Genomic DNA, 20,624 nt, shown 5'->3' with positions numbered 1-20,624 from the left:
ATAGCAGAATATGTTAATTCGTAATCCTAGGATTACATTTTAAAATAAATATGAAGGGACAATTATCTATGAATAAAGATCAGACAATTCGATTGCTTAACCTTATCGAACAAAAAAAAGAGATTTTAAATTTTGCCTGTCTGGATGATAAAAAGTTCAATTACCTAATTATACTCAATACCGTTCCATCTTCAGCTGGAACCCTTACCCCTTCAGGAGGGATTTAGCATGAAAGCCGCTGCAATTTCTACTTCTGGTCCTCCAAATGTTTTGCAAGTAATGGAATTTGATAACCCTCATTCTGGTGCAGGGCAAGTTCGGGTCCGGGTCAAGGCTGCTGGAATCCAGCCGTTCGACTTGGCGGTGCGTAGTAGTGGCTGGGCACCACCCGGTTTGGAGGTGCGGTATCCACAGATTCTCGGTAACGAGTTTGCAGGAATTATTGATCAAGTCGGGGATAAAGTCACAGACTTCTCTGTCGGCAATGAAGTACTTGGATGGGCTTTACTGGCCTGCTATGCAGAATATGTGGTGGTTAGTGTTGACCAGATTGTGCATAAGCCACAGAACATGCCTTGGGTAGAGGCTGGTGCAATAACAGCCTCTGGTCAAACCGCTCACACCGCGTTACAGGAACTTGGCGTTGACAAGGGAGACACCATATTGATTCACGCTGCAGCTGGTGGAGTTGGTACATTCGCAGTACAACTGGCCCAGGCATGGGGAGCAACTGTCATCGGCACCGCCAGTGAACACAACCACGATTACCTTCGATCGCTGGGTGCGATCCCCGTCACTTATGGAGAGGATCTTGCAGACAGAGTCCGTGCCCTAGCACCGGATGGCGTGGACGTAGCCTTCGATGCAGCTGGGGATGATGCTCTGCGCGCATCGTTGGAACTTGTCGAAAACAAAGACCGAATCGGCACAATTGTTGCGTTCGACCTTGCAGAGGAACTTGGTGTTCGCCCTATACGCAGCCAGAGGTCCGTGGATCGGCTAACTGAGCTAGTAGAACTATACTCGCAAGGGAAATTGCAGATCCATATCAGGAAGGCATTTCCGCTACACCAAGCCGTGGACGCCCATCGAGAGATCGAGAGTGGCCACGGCCGAGGAAAAGTGGTTCTTACAATTGGCTAAAGCGTACTATGGAAATGGATTTAGGGAATTTATGAAGAGTCTTCTCCCACTATTTGCGGCAGCCTCTTTGTATTACTTTTTTATTTAATTCTTTATTATCCTTACACTTTCTAAACAAGGGTGGAATAGCTTACAATCTGATGTGAAGGGTACCTCATTTCCAGTTTTACCTAACTTTATAACGAGTCTATTACTCTCAGATGTTCAACATGAAAAGGAGCGCTTATCTTTGTTCCTGAATAGCGCCCGATTCTAGAAGATCATTGCTTAAATCTCATTCAAGATAAGCACACGTAAGTCTTTTTGTATAACTTTCCTGAAGTCTTTCAGCAATTATATCAACAGTGGAGTTAGGAATCTTAGCGTGTTCAAATAGAATTTTAGCAGCAGATGGTAATGTTTCTTTATTAGCTCAAGTGGACGGGTCCCATAATTTTGACCTCTTAAAAGCTTTTGCACAATGTATGAAACATTCCTCTACTTTCACACCAATACCTACAATAGGTTTTTGTCCTTTAACAGCCATCTTTTCAAGAAGTTCATCATCTTTTACCAAACAAGCCTTACCGTTAACTCTGAGTGTTTCTCCTAATCCTGGAATAAAAAATAAAAGACCAACTTTTGGATTTAATAAAATATTACGCATTGAATCTATTCTTTTGTTTCCTGGTCTTTCTGGTATGATTAAATGCTTATTATCTAGTACACGAACAAATCCAGGCATATCCCCTCTTGGTGAAACATCACAGAAACCTAAATTATCAGAAGTTGAAATCACTAAAAAAGATGACTTAGAAATAAAATCATAACAATGATGGTCTAAATCTGTATCACCTTTCTTTTTATAATGATTTGGCTGTCTGAGTCATTTTGCTTAGAGCAGAATTTTCCCTTTGTTTTGTGACATCGGAAACGAACAGATGAGGAACCTTGCTTGGGCCCGCTTAATCAGCCGTTTATGTTGCGCTTATTCCATAACTCTACCCTTAAGGGCATAACTTACAATTTCCAGGTGAACCAAATAATTTCCTTCCTTACTCCACAATATGGCCCGATTAATTAATAAGAAAAAAATCCTCAAATATCAAAAATTCATATATAAAACGGTTGAACTTTTTCAAAACGGTGCAACTTTATTACAAATAGTTAAACTTTGTTTTAAACGGTCGAACTTTATTTTAAATCCAAATCGTTTCCATAAAACATGCAGAATCAGGAGGTATGATAATGTATTATGACGGGGACGCAATTGATATTATCCTCATATTCATTTTGCTTGCAATGGTACAGAGCCAGCCGACCTCGTGCAGTTGTAAATGAATCAGTAAGCTCTCAAACTTAAAGTTATTCGATGTTAATTTTACTAATTACTAAAAACCACTCACTTACTACAGTTCGCCAATACTTTTTCAGAGTAGAATAGGATATCGCTTATTTGAGAATAATACAAACTCGAACGGAAAGAAGATGGAAAAAGGTTCACGATTGTATAATCGTGAACCTTTTTCTGTTTTCAAGACAACGCATCCGTTTGTATCTACCCTGAGAAAGCTTGATCAATTACCTTTTCTAAGTTCAACTCTACATCACTAGTATAACGCTTCGTTACATTTACATCCTTGTGTCCTGCTAATTTTGCTACTGTGTGAATATCAATTCCTTTATTGATAAGCTTTTGGCAAAACGTATGACGTAACTTATGGGGATTCACATCGTATTTTTGCAACACATATTGTACTGCCCTAGTTGATAGTCTTTTATAGGTGCTTGAAACAAATAATGCTTCTCTGTTTGTATTTAAAGAATCGATATAATTTTTAAGGTGTTTCCTTACTTCTTTTGAAAGTGGAATTATTCTTTCGATTTCCCCATTTTTATCTTTTACAAGAAGCGTACCTTTCTTATCCGTTAGTTTAATATCATCAAAATTTAAATCACAGAGTTCTGAAATTCGAATCCCTGTATACAAAAGAGTATAAACGATTGCGATGTTTCGAAGGTTTCCGTCGAACTCAACCTCCAATAACAATTGCTTTTCTTCGCTTTCTTCAAGAGACTCGGGCATTTCACTTTCCTTGATTTTTTCTTTCCGTTTGATATCCAAGATAATTTGAGATCTCCCTAAAAAGCGTGAAAAAACACTTATTGCTGCAAGGTATTTTTCAATCGTACCCGCATTTTTTTGTTGTTCTTCCAAATAATCCATATATAATTGAACGTCATTCTTTGAAATCTGATCAAGGGATATATTTTTTGTTGTTAACCATGATTGAAATTTCTCAAGAACTCCTACATACGTTTTAATCGTACCATCAGCTTTTCCTTGTTCTTTTTGCCATTTTGCAAATTCATCAATTATACTTTCTTTGCCAGTGTTTTTCATATGAACCACCGCCTTAATTTTTAGAAAAGTATGATTTACTTTCATTATATAAGATGAATTCATATAACTCAACTTCTGTGAAATTATATATAAAAAAGAACTAATCCTAAAAAAGGATTAGTTCTTTTTGTTGTTAACTTTTGCCTGGCAACGTCCTACTCTCACAAGGGGAAACCCCTAACTACCATTGGCGCTGAAGAGCTTAACTTCCGTGTTCGGCATGGGAACGGGTGTGACCTCTTCGCTATCGCCACCAGACATATTTAGTTTAAAGGTTGTTCCTTCAAAACTAGATAACACTTCACAATTCAATTCACTAAAGTTTAACACATTATTAGGTTAAGTCCTCGATCGATTAGTATCTGTCAGCTCCACACGTCACCGCGCTTCCACCTCAGACCTATCAACCTGATCATCTTTCAGGGATCTTACTAGCTTACGCTATGGGAAATCTCATCTTGAGGGGGGCTTCATGCTTAGATGCTTTCAGCACTTATCCCTTCCGCACATAGCTACCCAGCTATGCCTTTGGCAAGACAACTGGTACACCAGCGGTGCGTCCATCCCGGTCCTCTCGTACTAAGGACAGCTCCTCTCAAATTTCCTGCGCCCACGACGGATAGGGACCGAACTGTCTCACGACGTTCTGAACCCAGCTCGCGTACCGCTTTAATGGGCGAACAGCCCAACCCTTGGGACCGACTACAGCCCCAGGATGCGATGAGCCGACATCGAGGTGCCAAACCTCCCCGTCGATGTGGACTCTTGGGGGAGATAAGCCTGTTATCCCCGGGGTAGCTTTTATCCGTTGAGCGATGGCCCTTCCATGCGGAACCACCGGATCACTAAGCCCGACTTTCGTCCCTGCTCGACTTGTAGGTCTCGCAGTCAAGCTCCCTTGTGCCTTTACACTCTGCGAATGATTTCCAACCATTCTGAGGGAACCTTTGGGCGCCTCCGTTACATTTTAGGAGGCGACCGCCCCAGTCAAACTGCCCACCTGACACTGTCTCCCGGCCCGATAAGGGCCGCGGGTTAGAATTTCAATACAGCCAGGGTAGTATCCCACCGACGCCTCCACCGAAGCTGGCGCTCCGGCTTCTCAGGCTCCTACCTATCCTGTACAAGCTGTACCAAAATTCAATATCAGGCTACAGTAAAGCTCCACGGGGTCTTTCCGTCCTGTCGCGGGTAACCTGCATCTTCACAGGTACTATAATTTCACCGAGTCTCTCGTTGAGACAGTGCCCAGATCGTTACGCCTTTCGTGCGGGTCGGAACTTACCCGACAAGGAATTTCGCTACCTTAGGACCGTTATAGTTACGGCCGCCGTTTACTGGGGCTTCAGTTCAAAGCTTCGCTTGCGCTAACCTCTCCCCTTAACCTTCCAGCACCGGGCAGGCGTCAGCCCCTATACTTCGCCTTGCGGCTTCGCAGAGACCTGTGTTTTTGCTAAACAGTCGCCTGGGCCTATTCACTGCGGCTTTTCCGGGCTATTCACCCTAAAAAGCACCCCTTCTCCCGAAGTTACGGGGTCATTTTGCCGAGTTCCTTAACGAGAGTTCTCTCGCTCACCTTAGGATTCTCTCCTCGCCTACCTGTGTCGGTTTGCGGTACGGGCACCTCACACCTCGCTAGAGGCTTTTCTTGGCAGTGTGGAATCAGGAACTTCGGTACTATAGTTCCCTCGCCATCACAGCTCAGCTTATGTGACAACGGGATTTGCCTCGTTGTCAGCCTAACTGCTTGGACGCGCTAATCCAACAGCGCGCTTACCCTATCCTTCTGCGTCCCCCCATTGCTCAAACGGTGAGGAGGTGGTACAGGAATTTCAACCTGTTGGCCATCGCCTACGCCTTTCGGCCTCGGCTTAGGTCCCGACTAACCCTGAGCGGACGAGCCTTCCTCAGGAAACCTTAGGCATTCGGTGGAGGGGATTCTCACCCCTCTTTCGCTACTCATACCGGCATTCTCACTTCTAAGCGCTCCACTAGTCCTTACGGTCTAGCTTCACAGCCCTTAGAACGCTCTCCTACCACTGTTCTAAAAGAACAGTCCACAGCTTCGGTGATACGTTTAGCCCCGGTACATTTTCGGCGCAGAGTCACTCGACCAGTGAGCTATTACGCACTCTTTAAATGGTGGCTGCTTCTAAGCCAACATCCTGGTTGTCTAAGCAACTCCACATCCTTTTCCACTTAACGTATACTTTGGGACCTTAGCTGGTGGTCTGGGCTGTTTCCCTCTTGACTACGGATCTTATCACTCGCAGTCTGACTCCTGAACATAAGTCTTTGGCATTCGGAGTTTGACTGAATTCGGTAACCCGATGGGGGCCCCTAGTCCAATCAGTGCTCTACCTCCAAGACTCTTAATTCAAGGCTAGCCCTAAAGCTATTTCGGAGAGAACCAGCTATCTCCAAGTTCGATTGGAATTTCTCCGCTACCCACACCTCATCCCCGCACTTTTCAACGTGCGTGGGTTCGGGCCTCCATTCAGTGTTACCTGAACTTCACCCTGGACATGGGTAGATCACCTGGTTTCGGGTCTACGACCACGTACTCATTCGCCCTATTTAAGACTCGCTTTCGCTGCGGCTCCGTCTCTTCAACTTAACCTTGCACGGGATCGTAACTCGCCGGTTCATTCTACAAAAGGCACGCCATTACCCATTAACGGGCTTTGACTACTTGTAGGCACACGGTTTCAGGATCTCTTTCACTCCCCTTCCGGGGTGCTTTTCACCTTTCCCTCACGGTACTGGTTCACTATCGGTCACTAGGGAGTATTTAGCCTTGGGAGATGGTCCTCCCTGCTTCCGACGGGATTTCACGTGTCCCGCCGTACTCAGGATCCACTCTGGAGGGAACGAAGTTTCAACTACAGGGTTGTTACCTTCTATGACGGGCCTTTCCAGACCGCTTCATTTACCCCGTTCCTTTGTAACTCCTAATAGAGTGTCCTACAACCCCAAGAGGCAAGCCTCTTGGTTTGGGCTTCTTCCGTTTCGCTCGCCGCTACTCAGGAAATCGCGTTTGCTTTCTCTTCCTCCGGGTACTTAGATGTTTCAGTTCCCCGGGTCTGCCTTCATTACCCTATGGATTCAGGTAAAGATACTGTTCCATTACGAACAGTGGGTTTCCCCATTCGGAAATCTCCGGATCAAAGCTTACTTACAGCTTCCCGAAGCATATCGGTGTTAGTACCGTCCTTCATCGGCTCCTAGTGCCAAGGCATCCACCGTGCGCCCTTAACAACTTAACCTTCGACAAACGATAAGCGTCGAATTTCTTCGTTGACTTCGCGTTCTGCGGTGCTCATGTACCAAAACCGTACACTCCGCTCCTCGACCACTCGTCGCCTCGAACTTCTCGCTTCTCCTTTGTCTCAAGACATAAGTGCTTACTTAATGTCCTGATTAAACATAATTAAGAGAATCACTAACTAAGCGTTTAAACTCAGTGAATTACTTGAATTGTTATTGTTATCTAGTTTTCAAGGAACAATGCCTGAGAGATAGTTCTCTCAAAACTAAACAAAATCAGAAACATCTTTTTATGAAGGATCTTGACCTTCATTTTATCCTTAGAAAGGAGGTGATCCAGCCGCACCTTCCGATACGGCTACCTTGTTACGACTTCACCCCAATCATCTGTCCCACCTTAGGCGGCTGGCTCCTTGCGGTTACCCCACCGACTTCGGGTGTTACAAACTCTCGTGGTGTGACGGGCGGTGTGTACAAGGCCCGGGAACGTATTCACCGCGGCATGCTGATCCGCGATTACTAGCGATTCCGGCTTCATGCAGGCGAGTTGCAGCCTGCAATCCGAACTGAGAATGGTTTTATGGGATTGGCTTGACCTCGCGGTCTTGCAGCCCTTTGTACCATCCATTGTAGCACGTGTGTAGCCCAGGTCATAAGGGGCATGATGATTTGACGTCATCCCCACCTTCCTCCGGTTTGTCACCGGCAGTCACCTTAGAGTGCCCAACTGAATGCTGGCAACTAAGATCAAGGGTTGCGCTCGTTGCGGGACTTAACCCAACATCTCACGACACGAGCTGACGACAACCATGCACCACCTGTCACTTCGTCCCCCGAAGGGGAACCTTCTATCTCTAGAAGTAGCGAAGGATGTCAAGACCTGGTAAGGTTCTTCGCGTTGCTTCGAATTAAACCACATGCTCCACCGCTTGTGCGGGCCCCCGTCAATTCCTTTGAGTTTCAGTCTTGCGACCGTACTCCCCAGGCGGAGTGCTTAATGCGTTTGCTGCAGCACTAAAGGGCGGAAACCCTCTAACACTTAGCACTCATCGTTTACGGCGTGGACTACCAGGGTATCTAATCCTGTTCGCTCCCCACGCTTTCGCGCCTCAGCGTCAGTTACAGACCAGAGAGTCGCCTTCGCCACTGGTGTTCCTCCACATCTCTACGCATTTCACCGCTACACGTGGAATTCCACTCTCCTCTTCTGCACTCAAGTTCCCCAGTTTCCAATGACCCTCCACGGTTGAGCCGTGGGCTTTCACATCAGACTTAAGAAACCGCCTGCGCGCGCTTTACGCCCAATAATTCCGGACAACGCTTGCCACCTACGTATTACCGCGGCTGCTGGCACGTAGTTAGCCGTGGCTTTCTGGTTAGGTACCGTCAAGGTACCGCCCTATTTGAACGGTACTTGTTCTTCCCTAACAACAGAGCTTTACGACCCGAAGGCCTTCTTCGCTCACGCGGCGTTGCTCCGTCAGACTTTCGTCCATTGCGGAAGATTCCCTACTGCTGCCTCCCGTAGGAGTCTGGGCCGTGTCTCAGTCCCAGTGTGGCCGATCACCCTCTCAGGTCGGCTACGCATCGTTGCCTTGGTGAGCCGTTACCTCACCAACTAGCTAATGCGCCGCGGGTCCATCTGTAAGTGGTAGCAAAAGCCACCTTTCAATTCCGAACCATGCGGTTCGAAATATTATCCGGTATTAGCTCCGGTTTCCCGGAGTTATCCCAATCTTACAGGCAGGTTACCCACGTGTTACTCACCCGTCCGCCGCTAATCTCAGGGAGCAAGCTCCCATTGATTCGCTCGACTTGCATGTATTAGGCACGCCGCCAGCGTTCGTCCTGAGCCAGGATCAAACTCTCCAATAAAGTAGTAGTTTGACTTGCTCATATAATGTCTTTATAAAAGACTTGAATTAACGTTGACGTTTCTGTTTTGTTTAGTTTTCAAAGAACTATTTTTCGAGATGAAAATGAACTGATTTCGAAGAATCAGCGACAAAAACTATTGTATCAAACAACTTCATTTTTGTCAACTTCTACGAAAATTTTTTAAAAGAAAAAATCCGCTAATCTCTATTTAATATTTTATAGCGACAAATAAAAACTTATCATTTAATTTTGTAGAAGTCAATGATAAATTCTCAATGTTTTTTTCAAATTAGGTAAATAATATACCATCCTGTTTGAAAAGAGTCAATATGTTTTAATCGACTACTAAATTAGCGACAAGAACTATTGAATCAAACAAATTCACCTTTATCAACTTCTGTTAAAAGTTTTAAAGGAAGAAAATATCGCTTAATATCTTGCAGCGATGAATAACATCTTATCACTTGTTTTCGTAGAAGTCAATAACTAAGTAAAGTGTTTTTTTAATTTTTATTTTGTTCAATATGAGGAACATAAATAATAGGGAATCTAAACATAAAGGCATGTTGAGGGAGGTTAAAGCCTAGAAAATAAGGTATATTCTTTCGACCTCTTACATAAAGTGTTACAGGTTAACGTTGTTAATGTGTTACAACCATTGTAAATAACGAAAAAAAGATTGAGGGAGGAAGGAGTAACAGTTAATGGAAAAGGAAGCTTTCTAAGGGATTATATGTATCAAAACGGAGAGGCATACGATACATATGTATATTCACTACTTAAAAAAATAGATAGGATTCTTCTTCAATTAAAGGAGTGCTTAAGTTCAACAAGAATGAACATATGTGAGAACCTTACTGAAGACTTTAATCAGGTTTAAACCTGATTTTAAACTTAAGTGTAAAAAAACGGCAGCGTAATAGCTGCCTTTTATCATGTTCACATAATAGGTTTACACCAAAGTTTTGATCGAATAAAGTTAAATTCCAAAGTCATATAACATAATATCTGATATTCTAGTGATAGATATTTTAAAAAGAGTGGTAAGAATGTAATGGAATTACAAACAAAGATATTAGATGAAATCATGAACAGTAAAAGGGAAATTGAGCTGATATTACTAAATGGATTCCGTATGAAAGGAACCATTGAAGGTCATGATAAATTTTCGATCGTTTTTAAGTCAAATGGACAGCAGCAGATGATTTTAAAACACGCAATCTCTACAAGCGTTAGATAATACACCCTACTTTAACATGGAATAATACATATATCGGATTAAATATATTTATAATATTAAAATAGCTTGGGTCAACGTTGTCTTCAAAGCATCAATAGTCCATATAAGGAGAGAGTGAAATTTTGAAACCAGAGGGAACTGAGACATTTATATTACTGGATCAAATTATTGTAACTGAAGGCTTTTTAAATTCTAATCCGAGTGTTAAAAAAATACAGCAAGCTATGAATCATGTTAAACGGACAGGCTACTTAGATGAACCTATTACGATTAAGAGGGATACAAAGATCCTTACAGATGGCTACACACGTTATCTTGCTGCTCAAAAGATCGGGATCGATTTAGTCCCTATTGCTTTTGATAATAAGTTTAATTAATTATAAAAAAAAACGCCCCAATTGGAGCTTTTTTTACCGATCAAAAAGGGAAAGGAAATTTCCCGAATGATTACCAATCCTTTTTGAAGCGAATAGAGAAATCAACCCAAGAATAAGAAGAAGAGCACCAATATAGAGGGAGTTTATTTCAATAAAGGCCAATAAGAATAAATAAAAACTAAAGGTTAAAAATAGCCACCCCACAATTAACAAGATGTTCGAATAAACCTCACGCATAGGGATTCAACCTTTCTATTAAACTTTTATTATATTTTAATGTACTCTCCAAATTTTGGAAAGGTTTTTGATGTATTGTAATTGTTGTTCAACATATGTGTAAACCTTAATCTTAATGAAGCTATTCAGACAGGTTGAAACCTGATTCCAACTTAAGTTTGCAAATAAAAAGGCCACTCATGTTAGAGCAGTCATTTGCTGAAATAATACTTTGGACAAAAGTAACAAAATCTATTTAACATACTTTTAAATATGCAAAGTTTTCATACTTATCTATTGTATTAAGTATTAAATGAAGTGATTTCTTTGTTTCTTGTATTTCTTTTTCGATCCTCTCTAACATTTGGATCATTTTTTCTATTTCACGAAGATCCATTGTTCACACTCCTTTAAAGCAGCAATTTACCGATAAGAAATTTAACTAGGAACAATCCCCACTTCAATTTCAGAATATTATACTTTAGACCTACTCTAAATTCATCTACCATGTAAGACAAGAATTATTTAAAAGTTGTAACATTATTGTGAAAGCATTGTAATAAACAAAAAATAAAAGCTAAGTGTCAACTTTCAATTAGGTGTTGTCCCTTAGCTTTTAAAACATGCTATCAAATACGTTTTTCCTTTTGATAAAAAAAGTGACTCTAAATGAGTCACTTCAGGCTGTCGACAAAGTCGGCAGCTATTTTCTTTATCTTTATAAGGTTCAATATATAGTATGATATTTTTGAATTGATATCAATATATGTGAAATTCATGAAGTGAAAACCCCTTTTTCTTCAGTGCTTTTTCTGAAGAAAGGGGTTTGTCTACGGTCTAAAGCCTAATTTCTCAACATTATTGAGAAATTAGGCTTTTTAATATTGAAAATTCCTTAACGTTGAAACCGCATTTTTATCAGAACTGGATAAGTGATAAAATCATTGGTATTATTTAGCACTTGAATTTTATTACATCTGCATGGCGTTTTTTGGACTTATCTTGGACTTACCCCTTATTCTATTCGCATCAAGTTAAAAAGTTAGCTGGCTGCTTGCTGACTCCGTCTTAGGAACAATAGGTTCTACCTTCCCAAGCCAGAAAAGATAAGTTAATGCACCGATTAAGGTAGCTGCTCCAGATACTAAAAGAGCTGGGATAAACGAATGGGTAGACGCAATAATGAAACCAGTTACAATAGGTCCCAAAATACCTCCCATATTCGAAACGCAGTTTTGAAGTCCCCCCACTATGGAAGTCATATTACGAGGTGCTACGTCTCCAGGAAGCGACCAAATAGCGCATGCGGCAGTGGTTAAACCGGCATAAGAAATGGACAATAACGCAATTGAAATGATAGCTGAATCAACTAATCCGGCAAAAGCAATCAAAGTTGCTAACAACATACCTCCAACAAGGTTCAATTTACGGACAAAGGTTAAAGAATACCCTTTTGTGTAAAGATGATCGGCAAACCAGCCTGCACAGAGTTCAGCTACAAGGCCAAATAAAGGGGGAATCATCGACACCCATCCCATTTTCATCAATTCAAAGCCGCGTTCTTGTACAAGGTAAGCCGGGAACCAGGTAATAAAGAAATAAATGGCATAGTTTAGCATGAAAAATCCGACACACATTGCTTGAATATTACGGTATTTAAGAAGTTGATACCATTTCATCGGCTGTGTTTTATCCAGTCCGTCTTTTTTGACCTGTCCATCACGAATATAGGTAAGTTCTTCTTGATTTACATACATATGTTTTTCCGGATCACGGTAATAGGCCCACCAGATAGCTACCCAAATCAGCCCTAAAAGACCGGATACAATAAATGGAACTTTCCATCCGAAAGCAGTCATTAACCAAACAACAAACGGCATCGCTAACGCTGTCCCTACTTTGGAACCGCTGTCAAAAATAGCAGAGACCCTTGTCCTTTCTTTGTCAGGGAACCATTTAGCTGTTACCCCGGCACTGCTTGGATATGCTCCAGCTTCCCCCACCCCTAAAAGAACACGGAATATTAAGAGAGATTTCATGCCTTGGCTAACAGCTGTCAATGCCGTGGCAATCGACCACCAAGCAACACAAAAAGCAAGCGAGAATCGTTGGCCAACTTTGTCAGCTAACCACCCCGCAGGAATCTGAAATAACGCATAGCTCCAAAAGAAAGCAGACATGATAATTCCCATTTGCGCCGCATCTAGTCCGAATTCCTTCATTAAAGCTGGGGTGGTAGCAGATAGGACTGTGCGGTCCAAATAATTAATGGCTATGGCTGCCCACATGAATATAGCAATCTTCCAACGAACGTTGGTTCTTTTTTGATGTATTTCTCTCATATAAAAACCTCCTATTACTGAAATCGAGCTCAAGTAAGGGTAAGAATATTATAACAATATTGAAATTCGATTTATTAATTTATCAAAGGCAAGGATACTATATTGGCAGGTCTATAGAGGAAAAACCGCCCCCTAAAATCATAATAAGATTTTAGGGAACCATCTTGTAATTCTATCTGTCTATGCTTTTACAAATACAGTTTTGATTGCGGTAAAAAATTCGATTGCTGCCTGCCCCTGCTCGCGGGAATGTGAGCTAGACTGTTTCATGCCGCCGAATGGTGCCTGTAATTCAACACCGGCGGTTTCAGCATTAATACGGACAAGTCCTGCATCTATGTCGATGATGAAGGACATCATTGCGCCGATGTCTTTCGTATAAATGGAGGCACTAAGCCCAAATTCAATATCATTAGCCTGCGCTAATGCTTCTTCGATCGTATCCACTTTGATAAGGGCCAACACCGGACCGAAGATTTCCTCCTGGGCAATGACCATTCCATTCGTAACATCCTCAAATACAGTCGGTTGGACATAAAAGCCGTTTTCGCATCCATTCCCGGTATGGCGTTCACCGCCGTATATCAATCTTGCTCCCTCTGCTTTCCCTTTTTCAATATAAGAAAGTACGGTATTTAATTGGTTCTCACTGGCGCATGGTCCCATCCATGATGTATCTTCCATGCCGTTTCCGATTTTTATCTCTTTCACCTTTTGAAGTAGTTTCTCTTTAAATAAATCATATACCTCTGTATGAACAAATACCCGGCTTGTGGCTGTACATTTTTGACCTGTCGATCGAAAGCCGCCGCTGATAGTTCCTTCCACCGCTAGATCGAGGTCAGCATCCGCTGCAATGATGACTGGATTTTTCCCTCCCATCTCCAGCTGATATTTCGCACCTCGAGCCAGGGCCGCCTGTCCGATCTGTTTGCCGGTAGCATTTGATCCTGTGAAGGTAATACCGTTGACATCTGTATGGTTGACCATCGCTGCTCCGACTACGGAGCCAGCCCCAGTCACCATATTCACTACACCATCCGGAATACCTGCCTCATCCATGCATTCGATGACTTTCGCCGCCGTAACAGATGTTTCTTGTGCAGGTTTAATCACAACCGTATTGCCGTAGATCAGCGCAGGTGCCATTTTCCAAATCGGGATGGCTACTGGAAAGTTCCACGGGGATATAACACCGATGACTCCAAGAGGAACACGTTTTGTAAACATCAACGCTTGACTGTCACTGGCTGGAATAACATCACCCGCCTTGCGCATCCCCTCGCCTGCATAGTATCGGAGAATAGCGACACCACGCATTGTCTCACCTTTGGCTTCAGAGAATGTTTTGCCCATTTCCATTGTCATCGTTTCAGCAATCTCATCAAGACGCCTTTCTAGACTATTCGCTATTTTATAGAGATAATCACCGCGTTCTGCTCCTGAAAGACGGCGCCATTCTTTTTGAGCCCTCTTTGCTGCTTCTACAGCTCTATCTACATCTTCCCCACTCGAACTCTGAATGTAGCCGACGATTTCGTTTTTATTAGCAGGATTAATGGATATATCGACTTTTTTTCCGAGAGATGATACCCATTCTCCATTAATATAGTTAAGGTAGGTTTTTACCTGTGTTATAGTGGTCAAAGTTCTAACTCCTTTTCATCTTTTTTTAAAATGTAGGGCCAATCCGCCAAATACCGAAATCATGCTGTTTAAGAATTTCCGCTTTTGTCAGCTTACCAGAAGCAACAAGCTCGATTTCATCGAAAATACGCTGGCCGACCGACTCAATCGATTCTTTGCCTTCGATGATGGTTCCGGCGTTCATATCAATGTTCTCTTCCATTCTTTCAAAAATTCCTGAATTAGTCGCAATCTTGATAACAGGCGCGATTGGTGAACCGGTAGGTGTGCCCCTTCCAGTAGTAAATAAAACAATTTGGGACCCGCCTGCTACCATACCTGTCATCTGTTCAATATCATGCCCAGGGGTATCCATCCACACCAGTCCTTTTTTGGATGGCACCTGAGCATAATCGATCACCTCTTGTAAGGGCCTGCTTCCAGATTTATTTGAAGCACCTAACGATTTTTCTTCTAAGGAACTCAAGCCTCCCTTGATATTTCCAGGGCTCGGATTCCCTGTCCGGATATCCACTCCCATCGTAATGGCACGGTTTTCCATAGCACCGATTACTTCATATACACGCTTGGCTGTCCTATCATCCACTGCACGCTCCGCCAATAGATGTTCCGCACCAATTAGTTCTGTTGTTTCTGCTAAAATCGCAGTGCCACCTTGGTCAACAAGCATATCGCTAACAACCCCTACGGCAGGATTGGCTGATAAACCAGAACAGGCGTCCGAACCGCCGCATTCTGTTCCGATAATAAGCTCACTGAAATCACAGAGTTCCTTCATTTGAGCGGAAGCAGCCTGTACCATTTTCGCTGCTATTCTTGATCCTTCAGCAATAGCGCCAAGCGTTCCACTGTAGTCCTGAATGGAAACTACTTCAACGGGCTTTCCTGTTTTAGCAATTTCTCCCGCAACACTGCGTGCCTGATGAGTTTCGCAGCCAAGACCCAGAACAACTACTCCATAAACATTTGGATTTGCGCCCATTCCTACATAAGTCCGGAATGTTTGATCATAATCGACACCTACTTGTGCACACCCATGCTGATGGATGAAAGAAACCGTTCCTTGCACCAATTCCGTAATTTGTTTAGCCGCCTGTGCAGCACAAGTAATCGTAGGCAAAATTAAAACATGATTTCTGACTCCAACTTGACCGTTGGGACGCCTATATCCCCAAAACCGTTTTCCTTCAATCAACTTTATCCCCCCGTCCTCTTTTTCCTTCCAGATTATGAATATGAACGTGTTCACCCGTACTGATATCAGTAGTGGCAGAGCCAATTACCGCGCCATATTTAAGAATATCCTCCCCTTTGGAGATCGGCGTGACAGCAAATTTATGCCCGAATTCAATTTTTTCTTTTATTTCAACATTAAAGCTTCTCCCTTGGCATGTGACCCTGACATCACTTCCTTTTGGAATACACTCTAAAGCCACAGCCACTTTATCATTTGGTTTCATCATCACCGTTTTAAAAGCTGTACTCATTAAAAATCTCTCCTAAGATATTGGCTTTCTTATTTAATTAGTTAGAAAACTTTTTACAAATTGGGTACCACTGCTTCGGCCAGACGTACCGTATTTTTTAATACCCCAATATCCGAAATTTCAATTTCTATTTGGTCTCCATCCGCCAAAGTAAATTCATTTGGTGGAACAATACATGTTCCTGTTAATAAAACTGTTCCGTTAAAAATCTGATTGTCTTTAATGAGATAAGAAACAAGCTCATCAAAGGTTCGCTTTAATTGACGGGTATTGGCGCTCCCTTCCACCACTCTCTCACCGTTTCTATAGATTCTGCATGTAATCTTAAACTGATAAGGATCTTTAACCGCTTCCGTCAAAAGAATAGCAGGGCCAATAGAGCAGGAATTTCTCCAGATTTTTGCTTGAGGCAAATAAAGTGGATTTTCTCCCTCAATATCACGGCAGCTCATGTCATTTCCGATTGTATATCCTAAAATTTCTCCCTCACTATTGATGACAAGTCCTAACTCCGGCTCAGGGATTTGCCATTTAGAATCTGTTCGAAGAAATACCTGATCATTTGGCCCCACAGTTCTTACAGCAGTGGATTTAAGAAAAATTTCGGGGCGTTTGGCATCATAAACCTTGTCATAAAAAGTAGCTGAGCCGATTATTGTGTCAGTGGATTCGAAGTTTCTGGCATCTCTGCTTTTTTCATATGTAACTCCTGCTGCCCACACTTCTGGAGCTTCAATCGGAACAAGCAATGATAGTTCTTCTAGAGATTGCGGAATTGGATTCAATCCAGAGATAACGCTTTCAACAAAGTGAAGAAGAGAAGTATTTTGATCTTTAGCTTGTTGTGTCAACTCCAAAAAGTCTTTTTGCGGCAGTGAATAGATGAGCCCATCATTAGTTAATGCAGCTAGAACGGGAACAGATTTTTCATTTAAAAAACAAATAATACGCATATAGTCCTCCTTTTTATTTCAGAAATTATTCCTGATAAATGGTTGTTTCCCTCTTCCTCTACTATTTTTTTGGCGTTGCTCACTAAATTTAATTGCAAATTTCGTGCCAAAAGGATAAACATTATTAATTTTCAAAAAATAAAAACCCTTACAACTCTGAATTTGTCAGGCTGCAAAAAAAAAAGCTCCTTTTCATTAAAAGGCAAGGAACCCTTAATATTTGCTACTAATTTACTTTTAACTTTTCATATTTGAAATCCAGATTTCAAATATGAAACACACTGATCAATTTATATAAAAGTTAACTTATTCTGTAAGATCTTTGTTTATTACAAAATCGTTGAAAAAAATAAATAAGGACGTGTACATTACCGCGCTTGTTAATCCTCCGTTTTTATTCTATTCTTCTATCAATCTATTAGTTAATCTGCCTAGTTGTTCAAATAATTCGCATGCACTATAGACTCATTTTTACAACGTTGGCCTTAACCAAAATACTCCTTATCTGTTGTTCCCCCCGCTCATCCAACTTAGTCCCTTGGGCTTTTACCACAGGTATCATTGTTCTTCCTGTAAGCATAACCGACGTCTTCATTGCTGAAATAAAAGGTTGTGAACCATCATAAATACTCATAAGCTCGCTAATTATTTTCTGCATGGAAACTACTTTAGATAAATCCCCACCCCAGTAGGCTTTATAAAGCTCATTGAAAAGTTCAGGTACTACATTCGTAAGTCCACACAGTACCCCATCGCCACCAGCCATTAAGTTCGGAACAAAATATTCGTCAAAACAAGAGAAAACACTAAAGTTTTTAACCGCAGATTTTACAACCTAATCAACCGGCGAGTGAGTGAAATGCTATCCACTGTATCTTTAATAGCGACAATATTCGGAAAATCTAGAGCCAGCCTTAGAACTAACTCTGGACTTATATTGATCGTCCTATCTGGGAAATTGTAAATCATGATGGAAGTTTCGTAGACTGATGTAGCTTTGAAATAAAGTTTAATCAAAAACATCTCACAAACCCGTATTTTATGGTAGATAAGAAAAATCCATTTTGAAAAAAGTTTGATCAAAATGGATTCTTATCTGCAGATTTAAGTTTCAGTTCTATAAAAAAGTTTGATCATTTTCTACCTCCGTTGCTCCACAATCGCGCCCTTCTGGCATAACTAAAATATGATCTCATTCTTAAAATCAATTAATTCTTCTTTCACTAACGTCCCGTTGAACAATCTCGAACAAAGTAAAGACTATGGCTATTTATATATTAAAACCCTCAATAAATCTCAATGCACTTTGTGAATGGTGATCAGCTAGACCTTTTGCAAATTGTTTATCTGGAAATCCTCGATGGAATAGCTTTAAACCACCTGAGGTTAACGAGATATGATGGTGGAATCGATAAAATAACATCCTGTTATAATCAAGAGCATCATTCTTTAGAAATCGGTAAAAATCCCCAAAACGAAACTCTAAAAAACTGTGTTCATGTTCAATATCAAAGAACATTGCTCCTTCAATATCAATCAAAAAGGGGTCTAATTCATCATTAACCAAAACATGGTCAGGACCTAGTTCTCCGTGTATAAATCTATACTGCGTTCTGGGTTTAATTCTTGATTCAAGCTCGTACAAAGTGTCGAGTAATTTAATTTGATTAGCTCTGATGCATTCAAGATATTGAGAGGCATAAGATAACTGTTCTTTTGCATTCTCCATTAGTAACAGATGACAACTTTCTGTATTAATCAACTCATGATTTAATTTCCCATAAGATTTTTTATTATTGGTATGCATGCGAGCCAGCATATCACCCAACTTCTGAAACAATTTATTTTGAACTTTTGAATCTGAATGATGAAAATAATCTTCTGCTTTGTGTCCAGCCACATATTCAACGAGAGCGTAATCAAACGGGTAACGGGTTCTTTCTGTATTTAAATCATATAGAGCAGGAGTTCTAATACCTTGTTGGATTAAATATTGGTTGTTTAATTCAAATAAATCACTACCATAAGAGCGTTCATTTATATCTGCATTTGCTTGTTCTTCTTGAAAATAATTCGAAGCAGGATCCCATATATACAAAACGCAGGAAAATCCATTACTAAAATCAAGTTTAAAAATTACCTTTTGTGCACCGCCATTTATTTTCAAAATCCTCACAACTAAATAATCGGAACCAAAAACCTTCTTTACATAATCCTGTAAATCATCAAGAGCGAGGTGACAAGTAACTTCCATCTAACAACACTCCATTTCTCAATTTTTTCTTGCACCAACTATACAAGAAAAAATTCAGAAAATATAGACTATTTGTTTGTGATTTGTTATGATGTTGAATAGAGTCTTGATAAAAATAGACATGAAAAAAACTCCTTCGGATTTTATACCAAATGGCGTTTTTTTGATCATATTCATAACATCAAATTTTTACTAGTGTTAACCTGCCATGTTTAAGTGAAAACCCTCACAATCTCTACTCTATATTTCAACATAAATATACAATTTTATTGAAAACGTTCCTCAACAATCCGGCCCTTTTCATGCAAAATAAGCGCAGATCCTTATTCCGGAAATGCGCCAGATTCTTGAATAAAAACAACAACTTAAACTAGAGGTGAAACCCTACCCCTTCAATAACCGCCATCCGTTTGCAAAAGAGGAAGTGGTGACGTTAAAAGGTAATAAGTTACCTTTTGGACACTGTTAGATAGGAAATGATAAGTTGAATTTTGACCTTAATCCATAATACATTTTTCGCATGATACATCCCCTTGTTTCTTTATTGTTGCAGTGCTTTTAAAATTATACATGTTCAAAAATATGCCAGCACATATAAGAAGTGCCCCGATAATAATACCAACTGTTATGATCTCCCCAAGTTGTAGCCATCCAAATATAATACCTAGAATAGGAACAAACATTAATGCCATAGATGCTTTTGAAGCATCTATTTTATTTAGTACCCAAAACCAAACTACAAATGTAAAGGCAGTTGAGAACAAACCATTAAATAATAGTGATAACACTGCCGCATTAGACCACTCGATTGAATGGTTTGGTTCTAATATTAAATAGAAAATAAATAAAAATATTGTTCCCATAATAAGTTGCCAACCATTCATATGAATAATATCTATATTTTTGAACTTTAATTTGCTAAAAACATTTGCTGATGCCCAACTAAGGGCTGAAAATAATACTAATAACTCTCCAAATACTACTTTTGGATCAAAATTAATAATTTCTGTTCCTAAAATAAATAAAAGACCGACTAGGCCAAATATCAATCCCACCATTTTATAAATAGTAACTTTCTCATTTAATTTAAAATGACTAATAATTGTAACAAATATAGGCATTGTGTACACTAAAACAGAAGTTTTTCCTGAATCAACAAATTGCATACCATAAGTCAATATTCCCATATAACCTAGAGCCATGAACAAGCTCATGATGAGATAGTTTTTAAAATTCTCCTTACCTACTTTAATCCTTTTCCTTTGTATTATGAGAAGGATAAACAAAGGAATCGCCCCAATTAATAAACGTAGAGATGAAAATAAAATCGGGGGGATGTCACTAATTGCTATTTTCATCGTAACCCATGTATACCCCCAAACAAGAGTAACAGAGATCATTCCCAAGAAAACTTTAAACATAATTTAATCCCCTTTC

The 20,624-nt window shown here is 40.7% G+C and carries 13 protein-coding genes, 3 rRNA genes and 2 pseudogenes; 3 read left to right on the top strand and 15 right to left on the bottom strand.

Annotation, left to right across the window (positions count from 1 at the left end; genetic code table 11):
- Positions 1 to 228: 228 nt before the first annotated feature.
- The gene (locus ACSVDH_RS03785) at positions 229 to 1,143 is read left to right on the top strand and encodes an NADP-dependent oxidoreductase (RefSeq protein ID WP_439253823.1); all 915 of its coding nucleotides are present in this window, start codon (positions 229 to 231) and stop codon (positions 1,141 to 1,143) included.
- 274 nt (positions 1,144 to 1,417) lie between these two features.
- On the opposite strand, the pseudogene ACSVDH_RS03780 reads toward ACSVDH_RS03785, so the two are convergent.
- The 5 genes and pseudogenes from ACSVDH_RS03780 to ACSVDH_RS03760 all read right to left on the bottom strand — a co-directional run.
- Positions 1,418 to 1,984, bottom strand: a pseudogene (locus ACSVDH_RS03780) (pyridoxamine 5'-phosphate oxidase family protein); the annotation flags it as partial.
- A 696-nt stretch (positions 1,985 to 2,680) separates the two neighbouring features.
- The gene (locus ACSVDH_RS03775) at positions 2,681 to 3,526 is read right to left on the bottom strand and encodes a tyrosine-type recombinase/integrase (RefSeq protein WP_439253825.1); all 846 of its coding nucleotides are present in this window, start codon (positions 3,524 to 3,526) and stop codon (positions 2,681 to 2,683) included.
- Between the two features lie 142 nt (positions 3,527 to 3,668).
- A 5S ribosomal RNA gene (rrf, locus tag ACSVDH_RS03770) occupies positions 3,669 to 3,784 on the bottom strand.
- A gap of 77 nt (positions 3,785 to 3,861) precedes the next feature.
- A 23S ribosomal RNA gene (locus tag ACSVDH_RS03765) occupies positions 3,862 to 6,792 on the bottom strand.
- Positions 6,793 to 7,117: 325 nt separating this feature from the next.
- A 16S ribosomal RNA gene (locus ACSVDH_RS03760) occupies positions 7,118 to 8,668 on the bottom strand.
- Together the 16S, 23S and 5S rRNA genes form the textbook arrangement of a ribosomal RNA operon.
- A 1,057-nt stretch (positions 8,669 to 9,725) precedes the next feature.
- Between ACSVDH_RS03760 and hfq the strand changes: the two genes are divergently transcribed.
- Together hfq and ACSVDH_RS03750 are read left to right on the top strand one after the other, a co-directional pair.
- Positions 9,726 to 9,911, top strand: a complete 186-nt coding sequence (gene hfq, locus ACSVDH_RS03755) for an RNA chaperone Hfq (RefSeq protein ID WP_439253803.1) — start codon at positions 9,726 to 9,728, stop codon at positions 9,909 to 9,911.
- Between the two features lie 122 nt (positions 9,912 to 10,033).
- Positions 10,034 to 10,288 (top strand): ParB N-terminal domain-containing protein, encoded by a 255-nt coding sequence (locus tag ACSVDH_RS03750; RefSeq protein ID WP_439253802.1) that lies wholly within the window; start codon positions 10,034 to 10,036, stop codon positions 10,286 to 10,288.
- 472 nt (positions 10,289 to 10,760) lie between these two features.
- On the opposite strand, the gene ACSVDH_RS03745 is transcribed toward ACSVDH_RS03750, so the two are convergent.
- The 10 genes and pseudogenes from ACSVDH_RS03745 to ACSVDH_RS03700 form a co-directional block, all read right to left on the bottom strand.
- On the bottom strand, positions 10,761 to 10,901 hold the full coding sequence (locus tag ACSVDH_RS03745; protein ID WP_439253801.1) for a DegQ family regulator: 141 nt from the start codon (positions 10,899 to 10,901) through the stop codon (positions 10,761 to 10,763).
- A gap of 637 nt (positions 10,902 to 11,538) precedes the next feature.
- The gene (locus tag ACSVDH_RS03740; RefSeq protein ID WP_439253800.1) at positions 11,539 to 12,846 is read right to left on the bottom strand and encodes an MFS transporter; all 1,308 of its coding nucleotides are present in this window, start codon (positions 12,844 to 12,846) and stop codon (positions 11,539 to 11,541) included.
- Between the two features lie 180 nt (positions 12,847 to 13,026).
- Positions 13,027 to 14,493, bottom strand: coding sequence for an alpha-ketoglutaric semialdehyde dehydrogenase GucD (gene gucD, locus ACSVDH_RS03735; protein WP_439253799.1), 1,467 nt, complete (start codon positions 14,491 to 14,493; stop codon positions 13,027 to 13,029).
- Between the two features lie 25 nt (positions 14,494 to 14,518).
- A complete protein-coding gene (locus ACSVDH_RS03730; RefSeq protein WP_439253805.1) occupies positions 14,519 to 15,685 on the bottom strand; it encodes a UxaA family hydrolase in 1,167 nt (388 codons plus the stop codon).
- Entirely contained in the window at positions 15,681 to 15,980 is a 300-nt protein-coding gene (locus ACSVDH_RS03725; RefSeq protein WP_439253797.1) for a UxaA family hydrolase, read from the bottom strand. The genes ACSVDH_RS03730 and ACSVDH_RS03725 overlap by 5 nt, the downstream gene beginning before the upstream one ends.
- A 53-nt stretch (positions 15,981 to 16,033) precedes the next feature.
- Entirely contained in the window at positions 16,034 to 16,933 is a 900-nt protein-coding gene (locus ACSVDH_RS03720; RefSeq protein ID WP_439253796.1) for a fumarylacetoacetate hydrolase family protein, read from the bottom strand.
- A gap of 457 nt (positions 16,934 to 17,390) precedes the next feature.
- A pseudogene (locus ACSVDH_RS03715) lies at positions 17,391 to 17,753 on the bottom strand (dihydrodipicolinate synthase family protein); the annotation flags it as partial.
- 8 nt (positions 17,754 to 17,761) lie between these two features.
- Entirely contained in the window at positions 17,762 to 17,956 is a 195-nt protein-coding gene (locus ACSVDH_RS03710; protein WP_439253795.1) for a dihydrodipicolinate synthase family protein, read from the bottom strand.
- Between the two features lie 247 nt (positions 17,957 to 18,203).
- The gene (locus tag ACSVDH_RS03705; protein WP_439253794.1) at positions 18,204 to 19,187 is read right to left on the bottom strand and encodes a phosphotransferase; all 984 of its coding nucleotides are present in this window, start codon (positions 19,185 to 19,187) and stop codon (positions 18,204 to 18,206) included.
- A 497-nt stretch (positions 19,188 to 19,684) separates the two neighbouring features.
- Positions 19,685 to 20,608: a DMT family transporter gene (locus tag ACSVDH_RS03700; RefSeq protein ID WP_439253793.1), complete on the bottom strand. Its 924-nt coding sequence runs from the start codon at positions 20,606 to 20,608 to the stop codon at positions 19,685 to 19,687.
- Positions 20,609 to 20,624: the final 16 nt, after the last annotated feature.

Origin of the sequence: Metabacillus sp. Hm71, from assembly GCF_051842955.2 — a bacterium.
GTDB lineage: Bacteria > Bacillota > Bacilli > Bacillales > Bacillaceae > Metabacillus.
This window is presented reverse-complemented; position numbering and strand designations above follow the sequence as displayed.

Excerpts from the sequence above, each read along its gene's own strand:
- ACSVDH_RS03710 (WP_439253795.1), bottom strand. The coding sequence starts at position 17,956 with ATGTTTTTGATTAAACTTTATTTCAAAGCTACATCAGTCTACGAAACT.
- ACSVDH_RS03775 (WP_439253825.1), bottom strand. The coding sequence starts at position 3,526 with ATGAAAAACACTGGCAAAGAAAGTATAATTGATGAATTTGCAAAATGG.
- ACSVDH_RS03740 (WP_439253800.1), bottom strand. The coding sequence starts at position 12,846 with ATGAGAGAAATACATCAAAAAAGAACCAACGTTCGTTGGAAGATTGCT.
- ACSVDH_RS03725 (WP_439253797.1), bottom strand. The coding sequence starts at position 15,980 with ATGAGTACAGCTTTTAAAACGGTGATGATGAAACCAAATGATAAAGTG.
- ACSVDH_RS03705 (WP_439253794.1), bottom strand. The coding sequence starts at position 19,187 with ATGGAAGTTACTTGTCACCTCGCTCTTGATGATTTACAGGATTATGTA.
- ACSVDH_RS03745 (WP_439253801.1), bottom strand. The coding sequence starts at position 10,901 with ATGGATCTTCGTGAAATAGAAAAAATGATCCAAATGTTAGAGAGGATC.
- ACSVDH_RS03785 (WP_439253823.1), top strand. The coding sequence starts at position 229 with ATGAAAGCCGCTGCAATTTCTACTTCTGGTCCTCCAAATGTTTTGCAA.
- ACSVDH_RS03720 (WP_439253796.1), bottom strand. The coding sequence starts at position 16,933 with ATGCGTATTATTTGTTTTTTAAATGAAAAATCTGTTCCCGTTCTAGCT.
- ACSVDH_RS03700 (WP_439253793.1), bottom strand. The coding sequence starts at position 20,608 with ATGTTTAAAGTTTTCTTGGGAATGATCTCTGTTACTCTTGTTTGGGGG.
- hfq (WP_439253803.1), top strand. The coding sequence starts at position 9,726 with ATGGAATTACAAACAAAGATATTAGATGAAATCATGAACAGTAAAAGG.